The organism is Nonomuraea sp. NPDC050691, from assembly GCF_040654455.1.
In the GTDB taxonomy this organism is placed as follows: Bacteria; Actinomycetota; Actinomycetes; order Streptosporangiales; family Streptosporangiaceae; genus Nonomuraea.
Genome location: NZ_JBFAIA010000101.1, coordinates 1 through 18247, shown reverse-complemented (window position 1 = coordinate 18247; position 18247 = coordinate 1). Strand labels below are relative to the sequence as shown.

At 70.4% G+C, this 18247-nt stretch carries 14 protein-coding genes; 8 read left to right on the top strand and 6 right to left on the bottom strand.

Annotation, left to right across the window (positions count from 1 at the left end; translation table 11 throughout):
- Positions 1-64: 64 nt before the first annotated feature.
- On the bottom strand, positions 65-2458 hold the full coding sequence (locus tag AB0H81_RS28960) for an RICIN domain-containing protein (RefSeq protein ID WP_358380890.1): 2394 nt from the start codon (positions 2456-2458) through the stop codon (positions 65-67).
- Between the two features lie 361 nt (positions 2459-2819).
- Here AB0H81_RS28960 and AB0H81_RS28955 point away from each other — a divergent pair, with 361 nt between their 5' ends.
- Positions 2820-3560 (top strand): FCD domain-containing protein, encoded by a 741-nt coding sequence (locus tag AB0H81_RS28955; RefSeq protein ID WP_358380888.1) that lies wholly within the window; start codon positions 2820-2822, stop codon positions 3558-3560.
- A gap of 415 nt (positions 3561-3975) precedes the next feature.
- Positions 3976-5364 (top strand): arabinofuranosidase catalytic domain-containing protein, encoded by a 1389-nt coding sequence (locus AB0H81_RS28950; RefSeq protein ID WP_358380886.1) that lies wholly within the window; start codon positions 3976-3978, stop codon positions 5362-5364.
- Positions 5365-5476: 112 nt separating this feature from the next.
- Here AB0H81_RS28950 and AB0H81_RS28945 read toward each other — a convergent pair whose 3' ends face one another.
- The 5 genes from AB0H81_RS28945 to AB0H81_RS28925 all read right to left on the bottom strand — a co-directional run bounded on the left by AB0H81_RS28945 (position 5477) and on the right by AB0H81_RS28925 (position 10137).
- Entirely contained in the window at positions 5477-5830 is a 354-nt protein-coding gene (locus AB0H81_RS28945) for a MarR family winged helix-turn-helix transcriptional regulator (RefSeq protein WP_358380884.1), read from the bottom strand.
- Positions 5831-5843: 13 nt separating this feature from the next.
- Positions 5844-7040: a mandelate racemase/muconate lactonizing enzyme family protein gene (locus tag AB0H81_RS28940; protein WP_358380882.1), complete on the bottom strand. Its 1197-nt coding sequence runs from the start codon at positions 7038-7040 to the stop codon at positions 5844-5846.
- Position 7041: 1 nt separating this feature from the next.
- Entirely contained in the window at positions 7042-7869 is an 828-nt protein-coding gene (locus AB0H81_RS28935) for a carbohydrate ABC transporter permease (RefSeq protein ID WP_358380880.1), read from the bottom strand.
- On the bottom strand, positions 7869-8696 hold the full coding sequence (locus tag AB0H81_RS28930; RefSeq protein ID WP_358380878.1) for a sugar ABC transporter permease: 828 nt from the start codon (positions 8694-8696) through the stop codon (positions 7869-7871). The genes AB0H81_RS28935 and AB0H81_RS28930 overlap by 1 nt, the downstream gene beginning before the upstream one ends.
- Positions 8697-8859: 163 nt before the next feature.
- The gene (locus AB0H81_RS28925) at positions 8860-10137 is read right to left on the bottom strand and encodes an extracellular solute-binding protein (RefSeq protein ID WP_358380876.1); all 1278 of its coding nucleotides are present in this window, start codon (positions 10135-10137) and stop codon (positions 8860-8862) included.
- A gap of 217 nt (positions 10138-10354) precedes the next feature.
- Here AB0H81_RS28925 and AB0H81_RS28920 point away from each other — a divergent pair, with 217 nt between their 5' ends.
- From AB0H81_RS28920 to AB0H81_RS28895, 6 genes are all read left to right on the top strand, one after another.
- A complete protein-coding gene (locus AB0H81_RS28920; RefSeq protein WP_358380874.1) occupies positions 10355-11044 on the top strand; it encodes an FCD domain-containing protein in 690 nt (229 codons plus the stop codon).
- Between the two features lie 374 nt (positions 11045-11418).
- Positions 11419-12777 carry a ricin-type beta-trefoil lectin domain protein gene (locus AB0H81_RS28915; RefSeq protein ID WP_358380872.1) on the top strand — a complete coding sequence of 453 codons (1359 nt, stop codon included), beginning with the start codon at positions 11419-11421 and terminating at the stop codon, positions 12775-12777.
- Between the two features lie 99 nt (positions 12778-12876).
- Complete coding sequence (locus AB0H81_RS28910) at positions 12877-14823, top strand: alpha-L-fucosidase (protein ID WP_358380870.1); 1947 nt, start codon at positions 12877-12879, stop codon at positions 14821-14823.
- A gap of 35 nt (positions 14824-14858) precedes the next feature.
- Complete coding sequence (locus AB0H81_RS28905; protein WP_358380868.1) at positions 14859-16622, top strand: ricin-type beta-trefoil lectin domain protein; 1764 nt, start codon at positions 14859-14861, stop codon at positions 16620-16622.
- Between the two features lie 84 nt (positions 16623-16706).
- Positions 16707-17879 (top strand): inositol-3-phosphate synthase, encoded by a 1173-nt coding sequence (locus tag AB0H81_RS28900; protein ID WP_358380866.1) that lies wholly within the window; start codon positions 16707-16709, stop codon positions 17877-17879.
- Between the two features lie 77 nt (positions 17880-17956).
- Positions 17957-18247: UbiA family prenyltransferase (locus AB0H81_RS28895; protein WP_358380903.1), on the top strand; the 291-nt coding region annotated here is incomplete at its 3' end.

Genomic DNA, 18247 nt, shown 5'->3' with positions numbered 1-18247 from the left:
GGGCAAGGGCGCGCCATTGCGCTGTTGCCGCAGCCGTGCTTCGTGCCAGAGGAGTGCCGCGGCGTCAGGCGCGGGCCCACTTCTGGTTGGCGCCGCCGTGACAGGTCCAGATCTGGACCTTGGCGCCGTTGGCGGTGCCCGAACCGCTCACGTCCAGGCATTTGTTCGCCCCGAGGGCGGTGATGGTGCCGTCGCTGTTGAGGCGCCATTTCTGGTTGTTCTGGCCGTTGCAGTCCCAGATGATCACCGCGGTGCCGTCCGCCGTGCCCGCGCCGTTGACGTCCAGGCACTTGGTGCCGTACACGCGCAGCTCGCCGGAGCTCGTGGAGGTCCACTGCTGGTTGGACTGTCCGTTGCAGTCCCAGATCTGCGCCTGCGCGCCGTTGGCCTGGGAGGCCCCGCTGACGTCCAGGCACCGGCCCGACCCCGCCCCCTTGAGCGCGCCCGCGTCTCCGGGAGGCGTCGGAGTGGGCGAGGGTGACGTGCCGGTCCGGGGCCCGGCGGACGCCATCACGGTCTGGGCGCCCGCCGGCCAGTTGCCGTTGCCGACGGTGACGTTGCCGCGGACGACGTTGCCCCGGTCGCCGTTGGTCACGTTGGTGCTGCCGTTGGTCGACCAGTTGTCGGTGACGGTCCAGTTGCCCATGTTCTCGCCGCCCCAGTAGTTGGCGGTGGCCCAGGTGCCGGTGTTCGACAGCACGTTGCGGGTGACGGTGTAGTACTTCGAGCCCTCGTCGAAGTAGACCCCGAACCAGCCGTTGGTCCGCAGGCAGTAGTTGTCGCTGATCACGGCGTTCGGGTTCCAGGACAGCGTGTAGATGCATCCGCCGTCGGTCATCTGCTGCATGACGTCGTGGATGTGGTTGCCGACGAGCCGGTTGCCGGACGCGGTGGTGGCCGTGGTGTAGCGCGGCTGGTAGTCGTACAGGCCGCGGTTGGCGTACTGGTTGTTGCCGCCGGGCTCGTTGGCGCCCCACCCGTAACCGATCGACATGCCGGTGTACGGCATGTTGTAGACCTCGTTGTGCGACACGTCGGTGTTGGTGACGTAGGTCGTCAGGACCGAGACGACGCCCCGGTAGTCCAGGCCGAGGTCGTGGATCCGGTTGTCGCTGACCGTGATGTTCCGGTTGACCATCCGCTGGTCGCCTGGGTGGTGCGCGTCGGCGCGCACGCCGCCGACCAGGATGCCGCCGGCCGAGCTGCGGGCGACCTCGGACCGGGTGATCGCGATGTCGCTCGCGCCCAGCCCGACGCCGCTGGCGTGCGCGTTGGCGTCGTTGCCGATGCCGACGGCGGTCTGCCCCAGGTTGACGAACCGGGAGTCGGTGAAGGTGACATGGTGGGCGGCGGAGATCTGCACGGCGGCGGGCATCTGGTACCAGTTCGGCCGCACGGCCTCGAACTGCCGGCAGCCCTCCTGGCAGGAGGTCAGCCTGTCGGCGGGCCAGTTCCAGTTGCCCGCGATGTAGGCGCCGGTCTGCTGGTCCGCGTAGCCCTGGGCGCTGCTGGGCCCGAGCCAGCTCGTGCCGGTGAAGGTGATCCCGCTGAAGGTGATGTGGTGGGCGGGGGCGTCGTAGGTGCCCCCGAGGTTCACCAGGGACTGCAGCACGGGCAGCTCGACGCTGAGGTCGCCCATGTTCTGGCCGGCCGCCGGGATGTAGGACAGGACGCCGGTCCCGGGGTTGATGTGCCACTCACCCGGCGCGTCCAGGAACTCGTACGCGTTCTCGAGGTACAGCGGGCCCGCCCGGTGCGGCTGCGTGAAGGTGTCGTATCCGAAGGTGTTGTTGTTCCAGCCGGGTTGCTGCATCGTGATGACGTTGCCGCTGATGCTCTGCACTCTCACGTACCGGTCGGTGAAGGAGCCGACGCTCTCCATCTCGACCCGGTTCTGGTCGGCCAGGTTGTTCAGGTAGCTCAGCGCGCTGTTGCCGAACCTCAGGCCGGTGCCGGTCGCGGTGAAGTCGGCCCGGTTCACCTGGGTGCGGGCGCGCGTGGCGACGGCGCCGTTGACGTACAGCTGCCGCGTGTCGATCCCGGTGCCGACGCCGGCGCGCCAGATGTTCTTCCCGGGGTCGGCCAGTGACCAGCCGGTGACCGCCCGGGCCCCGCTGATGACGGGACGGGCGCCCGCCGCTGCCTGCCATGTGACGGTGTGGCCGTTGTTCCCGGAGTCGGCGGCGGTCAGCCGGAGCGGCGCCGAGAGCCGGTACACCCCGTCGGCCAGCTCGACGACGATGTCGCCGGACATGGCGCCGTTCAGCGACCGCACGGCCGTCTGCGCCGCGGACAGTGAGCACGGCTGCGCGGAGGTGCAGGCGGTGCCGGTGCCGGTGGGTGACACGTACAGGGTCGTGGCGGCCGCGAGGGCCGAGGTGACCGGGACGACGAGGGCGAGCGCCGCCGCCGGCACCGCGGCGAGGACGCCGGTCAGGAGCGGTCTCAGCGCCCGCAAGGGCGAGGATGATGGCACGGTGGTTCCTCTGGGGGGTGGAGGAGTGCTCAGGTCACGATCCAGCCGCGGAGGGTCCGGAAGGAGCGCCTCCCCCGGACCTCGCTCCTTATTACGATCTCGGCGCCGGCACCCGTCAAGTCCTTAAGCCCACTCATTTCGCCCTACGCACATCGCCTCCTGGCCACGGTGAGCCTGTTCTCCCCTACCGACCAGCGACGATTCCCGCCGCTGTGGCGGTCCCTGTCGATCATTTCCGCATGAATCATTCAGATGTGTCGTACTGATCCGGCGCCGGGTTCATCCCCGGGCCGGTGGCCCCGATCAGTCATACTCTGCAGGGGAACGGCGAGGAAGGAGCACGGTGACCGACACCCCGCGGGAGAGCGGATACCGGCCGGGCTACGAGGTGGCCGCGGAGCAGCTGCTGGAGTTGATCGTCCGGCTGCGCCTGCGCCCGGGAGATCGCCTGCCGACCGAGAACGAGCTGGCCCGGCAGCTGGGCACCAGCCGCACCGTCGTCCGTGAGGCGGTGAAGATCCTCTCCGCGCTGGGCCGGGTGCGCGCCCAGAAGGGGCGCGGCCTGTACGTGGCCGACGACGAGGGGATGCTGGGCACCGGGCGCTGGGCGTCCTTCTTCCTCCCCACCGACCTGGACCACGTCTACATGCTGTTCGAGTTCCGCCGCGCGCAGGAGATGGAGACCAGCCGGCTGGCCGCCCGCCGCGCCACCCCGGCGGAGCTGAGGGCCATCGAGGACGCGGCCGCCCTGTGCCGCCATGGCTTCGAGACCGGACGCGAAGACCTGTTCAACGAGGGCGACGACACCTTCCACACCGCCATCGCCACGGCCGCGCACAACATGTTCCTCCAGATCGCCGTACGGGAGGCCCGGCGCCTGCAGGCGCAGTCCAGCCTCATCGGGCTGCGCGGCTCGGTGGGCGGGCACGCCGCCGAGGCCGTCGAGGAACACGAGGCGATCTACCTGGCCATCCGCGCCGGCGACCCCGAGGCTGCCGCCCAGGCCGCCGCCACGCACATCGACAACACTCTCGACGACTACCGCCGGGAGATCCAGCAGCGCCTGTTCTCCCCGTCCCACTGAGCCCGGCCGGCCGGCGCCGGGTGGCGGATGAATGTTTCATCCCGGCCCGGCTCGTCGGAGCGCGGGCCACCCCGATGGCGCCGCCGAGAGAGGCTCTCCCTGACTGCGGGCAAGGCGGAGCCTTGACAGGGGCCCGCCCGTCGTATGTGCTTCGCTCTGCACCGCCGTCTCCCCCTCCTCAGCCGATCCCGTTCGTCATCGAATCGATTCGTACGTGGCGACCGGTCTCCGAGCGGCTCTCACCATTCCCAGGAGTACGCCCATGCAACCTCCAACCGTTCCCTTACCGGACCGTGCGCCGCGTGGGCGGCGCCGCCGGGCGGCCGTCGTCGCGACTGTCGCGGCGGTGTGCGCGGCGCTCGCGGCCACAGCCTTGACATGGTCGGCGCCGGCCTCGGCGGCGACCACGCCACTGGTGGGCGCGGGGTCAGGCCGGTGCCTGGACGTCAGCGGCGCCTCCCAGGCCAACGGCGCGCAGGCGCAGATCTGGGACTGCAACGGACAGTCCAACCAGCAGTGGACCTCCACGAGCTCCGGCGAGCTGCGCGTGTACGGCACCAAGTGCCTGGACGTCTACGGCGCGGGCGCGGCGGACGGGACCGCGGTGATCATCTGGGACTGCAACGGCCAGAACAACCAGAAGTGGCGCCTCAACGCCGACGGCACCATCACCGCCCTCGGGGCGAGCAAGTGCCTGGACGTGGCCGGCGCCGGCACCGCCAACGGCACCAAGGCGCAGATCTGGACCTGCCACGGCGGCGCCAACCAGAAGTGGACCACCGGAGCCGGGCCCACGCCGACGACCACGCCGACGTCCACGCCGACCCCGCCGCCGCCCGGCGCGCGCCCGTGCGACATCTACGCCTCGGGCGGCACGCCGTGCGTGGCCGCGCACAGCACGACCCGGGCGCTCTACGGCTCCTACAGCGGCAACCTGTACCAGGTCAGGCGCTCCTCCGACAGCACGACCCGCAACGTCGGCGTCCTGACCGCGGGCGGCCTCGCCGACGCCGCGGCGCAGGACTCCTTCTGCGCCGGCACCACCTGCGTCGTCACGGTCGTCTACGACCAGTCCGGGCGGGGCAACGACCTGTGGTACCAGGGCTCCAGCGTGGTCCCCGGCTCCCCCCAGAGCAGGCCCGCGATCGCGACCACCGAGTCACTCACCGTCGGCGGCGGCAAGGCCTACTCCCTCTACATCAACCCCGGGAACAGCTACTGGCGGGACGGCCACCTGACCGGCGTTCCCACGGGCAGCGCGCCGGAGGGCATGTACATGGTCACCAGCGGAACCCACGTCAACGGCGGCTGCTGCTTCGACTACGGCAACAGCGAGACCACCAGGAAGGCCGACGCCGCCGGCGCCATGGACGCCATCAACTTCAGCACCCAATGCTGGTTCGGCGGCTGCCAGGGACGCGGCCCCTGGGTCCAGGCCGACCTCGAATGGGGCCTCTACCCCGGCGGCAGCCAGTCGTGGAACCCCAACCAGCGGGCCTTCCCCCACAAGTTCGTCACGGCCACGCTGAAGAACAACGGCACGTCCCGGTTCGCCATGAAGGGCGGCAACGCCCAGTCCGGCAGCCTGTACACCCTTTACGACGGCCCGCTCCCCAACGGCTACAGCCCGATGAAGAAGCAGGGAGCCATCATCCTGGGCAGCGGCGGCGACTGCTGCAAGCCCGACGGCGGCGCCAACCTCAGCGCGGGCACCTTCTACGAAGGAGCCATGGTCGCCGGCTACCCCACCGACGCCGTGGAGAACGCCGTCCAGGCGGAGGTCATCGCCGCCGGCTACCGCTGACCCGGTACCGGGACAAGACCCAGGCGCCGGCCCCGTGCCGGGAAGGCGGTGGCCGGCGCTCCTGCCCACCCGCGTCGTCGGGCCGGGCGGCGCTCACCCCCGTCATCACTGTTCAGTCGCCGACCTGTCCGGTCAGTCTCGCGCCGCCCAGTCCGGCGAGCAGTTCGCGCAGCAGGTCGGCGAGCTGGTCGCGGCGTTCGGGGGCCAGGTGGCCGATGAGGCGGTCCTCGGTCGTGAGCAGGTCGGCGACGACGCGGTCGAGCAGGGCGGTGCCCGCGTCGGTGAGGGAGACGGCGCGCGCGTGGTAGCCCGACCCGGCGGTGGTCCGTTCGACCAGCCCGGCTTTGGCCGCTCGCTCCACTCGCTGCGTGATCGCGCCGCGCGTCACCATGCAGGCGTCGGCAGAGCGTCGGATGGTGTTGACGTGAGGCGGCGGCCGCGAGGCCCGCGCGGGGAGGGCGCTCACCTCCACGTCACCGTCAGTCGCGGAAGGCGCCGTCCCGTCCCGGTGACCGCCGGGGCTGGAATCCGTCGGCCACTGCCAGCAGCCGTCGTCCGGCGTGTTCCGGCCGGATGTGGGGACCCCCGGCGGTCCTGGCTTCCGGCCGCCGGGCGAACGCGTCGATCGCGTGCTCGTCGAGGGTGACGCCGAGGCCCGGGGCGTCGCCGAGGATGAAGGCGCCGTCCTCGACGTGCAGGTCGAGCGATATTCCGAGCGGCGGGTGCAGGTCCTGGAGCTCGCTGGCCAGGTGGTTCGGCACCGACGTCGCGGCGTGCAGCAGCGCGACCGGTGTGGTGCCGATCGGGCTCACCGGCAGGTCATGGGCGTGCGCCAGGGCCGACACCCGCAGGAAGTGGGTCACCCCCCACACCACGGCCGTCTGCACGATGTCGACGGCACCCGCGGCCAGCAGCGGACGGAACTGCTCGAGCCCGGTGAGGTTCTCCCCGGTCGCGACCGAGGCGCGGACGCCACGGCCGACGGCGGCCAGGCCTTCGGCGTCCCACCGCCGGACCGGCTCCTCGATCCAGGTGAGATCCAGGGTGCGCTCCAGCTCGCAGACGTGCCGGACCGCCTGCTTGCGCGTCCATGCCTCGTTCACGTCCAGCATGAGCCCCGGCCGCGATCCGTGCCCGGCCTCGGTCAGGACGTCGCGTACCAGCGTCAGGCGGCGCCGGTCGCGTTCGATGTCGAGGCCGCCCTTGAGCTTGGCCGCGCGGAGACCGTGCTCGGCGTAGACCCGGTGGAGTGAGACGAGCTCGTCGTCGGTCAGACCGATGTCCAGGCCCGAGGCGTAGGCGGGCACCCTCCTGTCGCGTCCGCCCAGCAGGCGCCAGAGCGGTTCACCGGCCACCTGTGCCTTGATGTCCCACAGGGCGGTGTCGAGCGCGCCGATCGTGCCGAACACGGCTCCCGCGTGTCCCGCCTTGAAGGTCTGCCGCAGCATGCGGTCGTAGAGCGCCGTCACGCCGCGCGGGTCCTCGCCCTCGATCGCGGCGAACACGGCGTCGATCTGCGCGTGCGGTCCGAGGCCGACGCCGGTGATCCCCTCGTCGGTGTCCACCATGACGATCGGCACCGGGACGGCCCCGTCGGCGAAGACACCGTTGGCGTCACCGACCGGGCGGCCCCATTCCTGGACCGTCGTCGTGACCCGATAGCCCGTGATCCGCATGTCAGCCCTTCGTGGAACCGGCCGTGACGCCTTCGGCGATCTGGCGCTGGAGGAACAGATAGATCATCAGCACGGGTACCGCCGCGATCAGGACCCCCGAGGCGAAGGTGGGGATGTCGTCGGAGTACTGTCCGCGCAGCGAGTTGACCCCGATCATGAGGGTGCGATGCTCGGGCGACGGCATCATCAGCAGGGAGATGAGCACGTCGTTCCAGCAGAACAGCATGTCGAGGATGCCGACCGACAGCAGCGCCGGCACGCCCAGCGGCAGCATGATCCGCCGGTACACGCCGTACACCGAGTTCCCGTCGATCCTGGCCGCGTCGACGATCTCCGGCGGAATGGTCCTGTAGTGGCTCGTCATCAGGAAGACGGTGAACGGGAGGAACTGCGCCACGTAGGCCAGGATGAGACCCGGATAGGTGTCGACGAGGCCGGTGTCCGCCATGATCCTGGTGAGCGGCACCATGATCACCTGGAACGGGACGAACAGTCCCGCGAGACAGCCCAGGTAGATCACCGAAGAACCCCGGAACCGCAGCCGGCTCAGCGCGAAACCCGCCATCGAGCCCAGCAGCAACAGCACGGCCACGGCGAACGCCACGACGACGAAGGAGTTGGCGAAGTACCGCGCCATTCCGGCGCCGGCCCACGCCTCCGCGATGTTGTCCCAGCGCGGGGAACCCGCCGGGGCGAACCGGTCGAGGACGTAGTCGCGCCGGGTCTTCACCGCGACGTTGGCCGTGAACACGAGCGGATAGATCGTCACCAGCGCGAGAACGGCCATCGGAACCGCGGCCACCCACCTGGCCAGACGCATGCCCGGCATCAGTCCCGCCTCCCCGTGCGGCGGAGCAGGGTGATCTGCAGAAGCCCCACCACGAGCATGACGACGAAGAGAACCGTCGACGCGGCCGAGGCGAGCGCCGGCCGGTTCATCTGTCCCTGCTGGTGCCAGATGTAGTACTCCGGCAGGTAGGTCGATCCCTCCGGGCCGCCGCTGGTCATGACGAAGAGCAGGCCGAACATGGACGTCAGCATTCCGATCATCGTGGTCACGAAGACGAACTGGATGGTGCGCGTCAGGCCCGGGACGATCACGTGCCTGATGACCTGGTGGAGCGACGCGCCGTCCACGCGGGCGGCGTCCAGCAGCGACGCGTCCAGAGTGCTGAAGCCGGCGAGGAACACCACCAGGGCCATCCCGAACGTCGCCCATACGTGCACGCCGACCACCGTGAACATGGCGATGTCCGGATCGCCGAGCCAGTCGACCGGGCCGACGCCGATCATCCCGAGGACGCCGTTCAACGGGCCGTCGAACCCGAGCATGAGGTTGACGATCGCGCCGACGATCACCGGTGAGAGCACGGCAGGGAAGAAGTAGACGCTGCGGTAGACCCGGTGCCCCGGCACGCGCAGGTAGATGAAGGTCGCGAGCAGGCCGGGGATCGCCACCGCCACGGGGAGCAGCAGCACCAGCAGCCCGACGTTGCGCAGCGAGGTGCGGAACAACGGGTCGCCGGCCAGCTCCAGGTAGTTGCTCAGACCTACCGGGGTCCCGTTGGACGCGCCGTCACCCGTGAAGGAGTAGTTGACCCCCAGGACGAGCGGCCACAGCCGCAGCGTCACGAGGATCAGTACGGCCGGGGCCACCAGGACGTAGGGCGCGAGGCGTTCGGCGCGCGCCCCACGGGAGGTCGGCCTGGTGCCCGCACGAGCGCCCCTGAGGGGTCCCCCCTGCTTCGTCGTCGCGCCACCGGCTCGCCCGGAGCCGGCCGGGCGGACCAACGGCGACGTACCTCGGAGCGGCACGCGATCAGCTCGCCCGGTCGGCTGCGGCCAGCTGCTCAACGGCCTTGTCGACGGTGGTCGACCCGCTCAGGAGCTGCTGGGACAGTCTCCCCATCAGGTCCAGGGTCTTGGAGGACAGTGCGACGTGCAGGGCGGGCCTGCCGGTCCTGATCTCGGGCACGATCGCGGCGACGGCCGGGCCGGACCGCGAGACGTCGATCGTCGTGTCGGACGCGATCGCGCCGGCCTCGGAGGAGAACGCGGTCAGGGCGCCGGTCGAGGTCAGGGATCGCACCAGGTCCGCGGCCAGCCCCGGGTCCTTGGTCCACCTGGCGACCGCGTAGCCGATGCCGCCGTCGTACGGAAGGCTCGGGGTGGCTCCGCCGGTCACGACGGGAGCCGTCATGACGCCGATCTTGTCGGGCGGCAGGAACTCGCCGAAGTCCTTCCAGTGCCCGACGTCCGACATCAGGCCGATGACGTGAGCGGCCTTACCGCTCTCGAAGACCCTGAAGACGTCCGTGAACATCGCGGTGGAGTTGGGCCCGTCGCTGTTCAGACCCTTGTCACCGGCCTCCTTCCACAACTCGAAGATCCGCCTCACGTGGGGAGAGGTCCAGTCGCGCTTCCCCGCGATCCAGTCGCCGTACTCCTGGGGCGTCAGGATGCCGGACCCGAGGCCGGACATGAAGAACTGGATGCCGAAGCCTTCCTTGTTGCCGAGCGCGAAGCACGCGGCCCCGGTCGCCTTCTTGACGGCGGAGCACGCGCGGACGAGCTCGTTCCATGTCCTGGGCGGGTTCGCCGGGTCGAGACCGGCCTTCTCGTAGAGCGCCTTGTTGTAGTAGATCGGGTGCCCCTGGAGGGTCACCGGCGCGGCGTAGGTCTTGCCGTCCTTGGTGAACGCGTCCCAGCCGGCCAACCGGCTCTTGTCCTGGGCCACGTACTGGTCCAGCGGGAGCAGCGCGTCGACCCGGTCGCGGATCTGCCCGCCGCCGTTGAAGAGCATGACGTCGGGCCCCTTCCGGGACTGGGCGGCCGTGCCGAGCAAGGTGTAGTACTGGTCGAACGGCTGGGCGACGAACTCGACGGTGACGCCGGGATGCCGCTTGGCGAAGTCGGCCTTCGCCTTCTCGATGTACGTGGCGGCCGCCGGTTCACCGGACTTCCAGTCCCAGACCACGAGCTTCTGCTGCTTCTGCTGCGAGTCTCCGGAAGGGGATCCCGTCCGTGCCGCGCTTCCGCAGCCGGCCAAGGCCAGTCCCGCGACCATCACGGCCGAGCACAACACGCGCTGCTTCATACCTGCTCACCTTCCGATAGCGGCCGAGGGCCCCGCCGTCACCCGCCGAAACGTAACTCGTATGACGTCTGACGTCAACGGTGCGACACGTATACTGACGCGGTGGCGCGGTCCTCGCAGGCCACCGGAGGGGAATATGACGGCATCGCAGGAAACGGCCGGCGGTGTCCCGGCGCCACCGGCGTGGGCACGACGCCCGGCCACTCTCGCGCGGGCGGTGACGGCCGAGCTGGTGGAGCGCATCGTGCGCGGCGTGCACCCGCCGGGCACCCCGCTGCCCCCCGAGCCCGCCCTGTGCGAGGCCTTCTCCGTGAGCCGCACCGTCGTCCGGGAAGCCGTGAAGATCCTGCAGGAGAAGGGGCTGGTCCAGGTCCGACAGGGCGCCGGCACCATGGTGAACCCACCGGCGATGTGGGACATGCTCGACGAGCTCGTCCTCGCCGCGACGATCGCCGAGGACGAGAGCCTGACGATCCTCGACGACCTCGTCGTCACGCGGCGCGTCCTGGAGTCCGACATGGCCAACGTCGCCGCCCGCCTGGCCGGCCCGGACACGGTGGAGCGGCTGCGCGCGCTGGTGGACCGCATGGACGAGCTGGTGGACGATCCCGCCACGTACGCCGACAGCGACCGCGCCTTCCACGACACGATCATGCAGACGTCCGGGAATCGCATCGCTCGCGGCGTCGTACGGGCACTGGAGAGCCAGGTCATCAACACCGCGCGGTACATGGGCCGGACCGAGCGGGCCTTGTGCGTGGCGTCGAACCTCGGGCACCGCCGCATCTACGAACGCATCGCCGCCCACGACCCCGAAGGCGCCGCCGAGGCGATGTTCCATCACATCACCGAGGCGTGGCTGGTCCGCCGCAGCGGACCGGCCGATCCTGTGCGGCTGCAGCGTTAGCACCCGACATATCCGTACGCTTCACCCCACTGCCGCACGCCAGGAGCCGTCGGCTTGATCGTCGCGAATCGATTCGACGCGCCGGCGGTGAAACTTTCATGACAGGGCGCCGAAGGTGACCACGGCCGCCTTCCCTGGCCAGGCGCGGAAGCGGCGGACCCTCTCGGGTGAGGACCCGTCAACCTTGGGAAGGCCGCGGCTTGACAGGTCCGGTCACGGTCATATTTGCTCCGCTGCACCATCGCCCTCCAGCCGACCAGAAGAAAGGAGCCATTCGATCCTCGCGGCAATGTGAGCGCTCACATCAGAAAGGCGGCAGAAATGGCTTTCCCCTTGATCTGTGTCCTCATGAGAACGGTGAAGGAGCGCGCGTGATGTCGCGGCATAAAGCGCTCCTCACCGCTGTCGCCACCGCCGCGCTGCTCGTCCTGGGTGCGACGCAGGCGGCGCTGGGCAACAGCGCGACCACGTCGCCGGCGGGAACGAGCGCCGCCGCGGGCACGGCGGGATGCGGCAAGTCACCGACGCTGAGAAGCGGTCCGCAGTCGATCACGACGAGCGGCAAGAATCGCAACTTCATCCTGAGAATTCCCGACAACTACACCAACACGACGCCCTACCGGCTGATCTTCGGGTTCCACTGGAACGGCGGCACCGCCAACGACGTCGACTCGGGCGGAACCAGCGGATATCCCTGGTCCTATTACGGGCTCAGGGCATTGTCGAACAACACCGCGATCTTCGTCGCGCCCCAGGGCTTCAACAACGGCTGGGCCAACTCCGGCGGCGAGGACATCACCTTCGTCGACGACATGATCCGGCGGATCGAGGCGGACCTCTGCGTCGACACCTCCCAGCGCTTCGCCCTGGGCTTCAGCTACGGCGGCGGCATGAGCTACGCGCTCGCGTGTGCCCGGGCGACGACGTTCCGCGCGGTGGCGGTCTACTCCGGGGGGCAGCTCAGCGGATGCAGCGGCGGCACCGAGCCCATCGCGTACATAGGGCTGCACGGCCTGAGGGACCCGGTGCTCAACATCTCCGCCGGCCGGTCGCTGCGTGACAGGTTCGTCAGGAACAACGGCTGCACCCCCCAGAACCCGCCGGAGCCGGCGCAGGGCAGTCTGACGCACATCGTCACCTCCTACGCGGGATGCCGGGCCGGGTACCCGGTCGCATGGGCGGCGTTCGACGCGGGTCACACTCCCGGTCCGGTGGACGGGAAGCCCGGCGACCTCGAACCCGGCGAGAAGTCCTGGACCAGGCCAGTGGTGTGGAACTTCTTCGCGCAGTTCGGTGGCGGCGGTCCGACGCCGACGCCGACGGTCACCCCCACGGTCGATCCGCCGCCGGCGGGCGCGCTGAAGGGGGCGGGGTCGGGCCGATGCCTGGACGTCAGCGGGGCCTCGCAGGCCAACGGCGCGCAGGCGCAGATCTGGGACTGCAACGGGCAGGCCAACCAGCAGTGGACCTCCACGAGCTCCGGTGAGCTGCGCGTGTACGGCGGCAAGTGCCTGGACGTCAACGGCGCCGGAACCGCCGACGGCACCACCGTGATCATCTGGGACTGCAACGGCCAGAACAACCAGAAGTGGCGCCTCAACAGCGACGGCACCATCACCGCCGTCGGGGCGAACAAGTGCCTGGACGTGTCCGGCGCCGGCACCGCCAACGGCAGCAGGATCCAGATCTGGACCTGCCACGGCGGCGCCAACCAGAAGTGGACCCGCCTCTGAGCCTCTGAGCACACCCGGCCGCACCCTCCGCAGCCGCGCACAGAAAAAGCCTCGCCTCACCTGATCGAATCGATACGATGGCCAACACCAGGAGACAGCGTGCCCCCCATCAAGCTGTCCGCTCTCCGCAGACGCGCCGCCCTCGCCGGCGCCCTCCTGCTGGCGGGAGCCCTTCTCACGGCGCCCGCCCTCGCCGGCACCGCCACGGCCGCCCCCTCGGTCTACGAGCCCACGTGGGCATCGGTGGACCAGCACCCGGCCGCGCCGGAATGGTTCCAGGACGCGAAGTTCGGCATCTACTTCCACTGGGGCGCCTTCGCCACGCCCGCCTTCGGCAGCGAGTGGTACCCGCGCAACATGTACGTCGGCGGCTCCGCGGAGAACAACCGCCACAAGAGCGTCTACGGCGATCCTTCGGCGTGGCCGTACCACAACTTCATCGACGGCGCGCGTGACAAGGCCGGCAACTGGGTCCAGTTCGCGCCCAAGCTCAAGTCCGCGGGCGGCGCCTTCGACCCGGACGAGTGGGCGCAGCTGTTCGCCGACTCGGGGGCCAAGTTCGCCGGCCCGGTCGCCGAACACCACGACGGCTTCTCCATGTGGGACAGCCAGGTCAACGAGTGGAACTCGGCCGGCCGCGGCCCCAAGCTGAACCTGCTGCGGCTCTTCGCCGACGCGATCCGCGCCAAGAACATGAAACTGCTGGTCGCGATGCACCACGCGTACAACTTCACCGGCTATTACGACCACGTGCCGGCGCAGCCCACCACGTCGCTGAAGAAGCTCTACGGACAGCTCGGCCCGGCCGCGCAGAACCAGCTCTGGTACGACAAGCTGAAGGAGGTCGTCGACCAGGCCCAGCCCGACATCCTCTGGCAGGACTTCAACCTCACCCGCGTCGACGAGTCCAGACGGCTCGCTTTCCTGTCGTACTACTACAACCAGGCCAACGCGTGGGGCAAGGAGGTCGTGGCCACCTACAAGGACGGCTTCAACAACAAGGGCGAGGTCTTCGACTACGAGCGCGGCGGCCCCGCCGGCATCCAGTACCCCTACTGGCTCACCGACGACGCCATCAGCAGCTCCAGCTGGTCCTACACCAACGGGATCGGCTACTACAGCGCACCCGCGATGCTCCACTCGCTGATCGACCGGGTCAGCAAGAACGGCAACATGCTGCTCAACATCTCCCCCATGATCGACGGCACCATTCCGCAGGGGCAGAAGGACATCCTGAACGCCATCGGGACCCACCTCAGGCGCAACGGCGAGTCGATCTACTCCACCCGCGCCTGGACCACCTACGGCGAAGGTCCCACCAAGATGGGCGGCGGCTCGTTCACCACGCCGCGCGCCGGCACGGCGCAGGACATCCGCTACACCCGCAGCAAGGACAACACCGTCCTGTACGCGACCGTGCTCGGCTGGCCCGGCAACGGCGCCACCCTCAACCTCGCCTCCTTGGCGAGCGGCAGGGTGGACCTGTCCAACCTGAGCAAGGCCGAGCTGATCGGCGACACCGCCGGCACGTACATCGACCTGCCGACGCGCAACCAGGACACCGGTGGCCTGCACATCACGCTGCCCGGCCGCCCGTACTCGGCTCTGGCATATGTGGTGAAGCTGACGTTCAACGGGCCGATCAAGGTGCCCCCAGGGGCGGCCGGCGCCCTGCGCAACGTCAACGCCGGCAGGTGCCTGGACGTCAGTGGCGCCTCGCAGGCCAACGGCGCGCAGGCGCAGATCTGGGACTGCAACGGGCAGCCGAACCAGCAGTGGACGTCGACGAGCTCCGGTGAGCTGCGCGTGTACGGCGGCAAGTGCCTGGACGTCAACGGCGCCGGCACCGCCGACGGGACCGCGGTGATCATCTGGGACTGCAACGGCCAGAACAACCAGAAGTGGCGTCTCAACGCCGACGGCACCATCACCGCCGTCGGGGCGAACAAGTGCCTGGACGTCAGCGGTTCGGGCACCGCCAACGGCACCAAGGTCCAGATCTGGACCTGCCACGGCGGCGCCAACCAGAAGTGGACCCGCGCCTGACCGGTCCCACGTCCCCCTCTGTCGAAGGAGTGTGAATGGACACCTCGGGTCGCGGGCGGCGCGGATGCCCTCGCCGCCTGGCAACGCTGCTGGCCATCGGCGCGCTCGTCGCCGCATCGGTCGTCTCGACCGCCGGGCCGGCTCAGGCGGCGGACGAGAGCATCAGCGTGGACTTCTCCGTCGCGGGCGGCTCTCCCACCTACCGGGCCTCCGGCTGGATCTACGGGATGACCGAGAACGCGGCCAATCCCCCGGACCGTTTCTTCACGGACGTGAAGTTCCGGTCCATGCGGGCCGGCGGGGCGCAGCTCGACAGCCCCGGCGGCTGGGTGTCGGGCAAGTACGACCGCCGGTGGAACGCCACCCGAGCGCAACTGCTGCGCACGAGGTCGCTGGGCGGCCAGTTCGTCCTGCTCGTCCACGACCTGTGGGGCGCCGACGGCTACCCCATCTCGCGCTTCCCCGGCGACAACGGCGACTGGACCGACTACGACGCCTTCCTCACCCGCCTCATCAACGACGTGCGCTCGACCGGCGCCCCGGTGGAGTGGGACATCTGGAACGAGCCCAACATCACCCTGTTCTGGAACCGTCCGCAGTCGCAGTACTTCGCCATGTGGAAGCGCGCCTACCAGCGCATCCGGGCCGCCTTCCCGGCGCACCCGATCGTCGGGCCGAGCTGCGCCTGTGTGCCGGCGACGGGCGGCTGGTGGACCCAGTACCTCGACTACGTCAAGGCCAACGACGTGGTCCCCGACATCGTCAGCTGGCACTCGCTGCCCGGTGACCCGGTGACGAACGCCGCCACGGCCGACACCACCCTCGCCTCGCGCGGCATCCCCCATCCGCGGCCGTACCAGATCAACGAGTACGGCGCCTCCAACGAGCAGAACCCGGGTGACGGGGCCTGGTACATCGCGCGTCTTGAGCGGGCCGGCGCGGACGGCCTGCGCGCCAACTGGGCGGGCGGCGCGAACCTGCACAACGATCTCGCCAACCTGCTCGTCCGCGACTCGGCGGGCCGGTACCAGCCCAAGGGCGAATGGTGGGTCTACCAGTTCTACGGAACGCAGACCGGCCAAATCGCCTCCGTCACCCCCAGCAGGTCCTACGACGCGTTCGCGACCAAGGCCGAGGGGACGGCCAAGATCCTGGTCGGCGGCGGAAGCACGACGGGCAACATCGCCGTCGCCCTGCGGCGCCTGGACACCACCAGCGGCGTCGTGCGGGACAACCAGGTGCGGGTGGTCGCCCAGCGCATCCCCTACAACGGCGGCGGCGCGGTCTCCGGCCCGGTCACCGTCCAGGACTCCACCATCACCTTGTCCGGTGACGGCACGACGGTCAACCTCCCCCACGTCAGCGCCGACGACAGCTTCACCATCACCCTCCTGCCCCCGGGTGACCCACCGGCGACTCAGGCGCTGCGGGGCGTGGGGTCGGGCCGGTGTCTCGACGTCGCCGGCGCCTCCCAGGCCAACGGGGCGCAGGCGCAGATCTGGGACTGCAACGGGCAGCCGAACCAGCAGTGGACTCCTACCGGCGCCGGTGAGCTGCGGACGTCCGGCGGCAAGTGCCTGGACGTCAACGGCGCCGGCACCGCCGACGGGACCGCGGTGATCATCTGGGACTGCAACGGCCAGAACAACCAGAAGTGGCGCCTCAACGCCGACGGCACCATCACCGCCGTCGGGGCGAACAAGTGCCTGGACGTGTCCGGCGCCGGCACCGCCAACGGCACCAAGGTCCAGATCTGGACCTGCCACGGCGGCGCCAACCAGAAGTGGACCCGCGGCTGACCTCCAGCCGGAGTCCGTGCCCGTCTCCTGAGCCCCCACCATCACGTGCCCGACCACGAACACCGACGCGAGGAGGAGCTTCAGATGACCACGGGAGTGTGGCTGGTCGGAGGGCGCGGCTCGGTCGCGGTCACCGCCGTCCTCGGCGCGCTGGCCGTCCGGGCCGGGCTGGCCGAGCCGACCGGCTGCGTCACCGAACTGCCCCGGCTCGCCGGAGCGCCCCTGCCCGCCCTGGGCGAGCTGGTCTTCGGCGGGCACGACGTCACTTCGGTGCCGCTGGTGAAGAAGGCGCAGGCGCTGGCCGACACGGGTGTGCTCCCGGCCGGACCGGTCCGTGCGCTGGAGGAGGAACTGGCGGCGGCCGAGCGGGAGGTGCGGCCGCTGCCCCCCGCGCGCGACCAGGCCGAGGCGGCGGCGCTGATGGCGGCCGACCTGGCCTCCTTCCAGGAGCGGCACCGTCTCCGGCGGGTCGTCGTCGTCAACGTCGCCACGACCGAACCGGCGCTCGCCCCGCATCCCGCGCACGCCCGCCTCGACGCGCTGGAGGAAGCCATGCGGGAGCCGGGCGGCCGGGCGCTCCTGCCACCCAGCTCGCTGGCCGCCTACGCCGCGTTCCGCGCGGGCTGCCCGTTCGTCGACTTCACCCCCTCCACCGGCGCACGGCTGCCCGCGCTCCACCAGTTGGCGGCGCGGCGGCGCGTGCCGTACGGCGGGCACGACGGCAAGACCGGCGAGACGCTGGTGAAGTCGGTATTGGCGCCCATGTTCGCGATGCGCAACCTGCGGGTGCGCACCTGGTCGGGAACCAACCTGCTCGGCGGCGGTGACGGGGCCAACCTGTCGCGTCCGGGCCCGAACGCCGCCAAGGCCGCCAGCAAGAGCAAGGTGCTGGGCGAGACGCTCGGCTACCTTCCCCAGGGCGAGACCCGCATCGACTACCTGGAGGACGCCGGCGACTTCAAGACGGCCTGGGATCTGGTGACGTTCGAGGGCTTCCTGGGGCGGCGCATGCGCGTGGACTTCACCTGGCACGGATGCGACTCGGCGCTGGCCGCGCCCCTGGTGCTCGACCTGGCCCGGCTCACGGCCGCCGCGCACGAGCACGGCCGCCGCGGCGCGCTGACCGAGCTGGCGTTCTTCTTCAAGGATCCGCTCGGGTCGGCCCCCCACGGCCTGGCCGATCAGTGGCGCCTGCTGTGCGACTTCGCCGACGGCCTGCGCACCGGCCCCGGGCCGGTCACCAGCGGGCCACGGTGATCGCCGTGATCCGCCGGACGGCGCGGCCCCGGTGGCCGAGGCGTCCCGCGGTACGAGATCTCGTCGAGCTGGTGCGGATGCCGGCGGCGCTGTCGGTGCCCGGCGACGTGGTCGCCGGCGCCGCGGCGGCCGGCGTGCTCGACCGCCGCACGGCCGGGCTGGCCTGCGCGTCGGTCTGCCTGTACTGGGCGGGGATGGCCGCCAACGACTGGGCCGACCGCCACGTGGACGCCGTCGAACGCCCGGAGCGCCCCATCCCGTCCGGCCGTGTCACCCCCGGTGTGGCGCTGGCCGTCGCCGCCGGGCTCACCGCGGGGGGCGTGTCGGGGGCGGCGCTGGTCGCCGGGCCGCGGGCGGGTGCGCTCGCG

What these genes read in the sequence shown, in the direction of transcription:
- AB0H81_RS28915 (WP_358380872.1), top strand. Translation starts at nt 11,419, where the DNA reads ATGTCGCGGCATAAAGCGCTCCTCACCGCTGTCGCCACCGCCGCGCTG.
- AB0H81_RS28900 (WP_358380866.1), top strand. Translation starts at nt 16,707, where the DNA reads ATGACCACGGGAGTGTGGCTGGTCGGAGGGCGCGGCTCGGTCGCGGTC.
- AB0H81_RS28925 (WP_358380876.1), bottom strand. Translation starts at nt 10,137, where the DNA reads ATGAAGCAGCGCGTGTTGTGCTCGGCCGTGATGGTCGCGGGACTGGCC.
- AB0H81_RS28905 (WP_358380868.1), top strand. Translation starts at nt 14,859, where the DNA reads ATGGACACCTCGGGTCGCGGGCGGCGCGGATGCCCTCGCCGCCTGGCA.
- AB0H81_RS28935 (WP_358380880.1), bottom strand. Translation starts at nt 7,869, where the DNA reads ATGCCGGGCATGCGTCTGGCCAGGTGGGTGGCCGCGGTTCCGATGGCC.
- AB0H81_RS28940 (WP_358380882.1), bottom strand. Translation starts at nt 7,040, where the DNA reads ATGCGGATCACGGGCTATCGGGTCACGACGACGGTCCAGGAATGGGGC.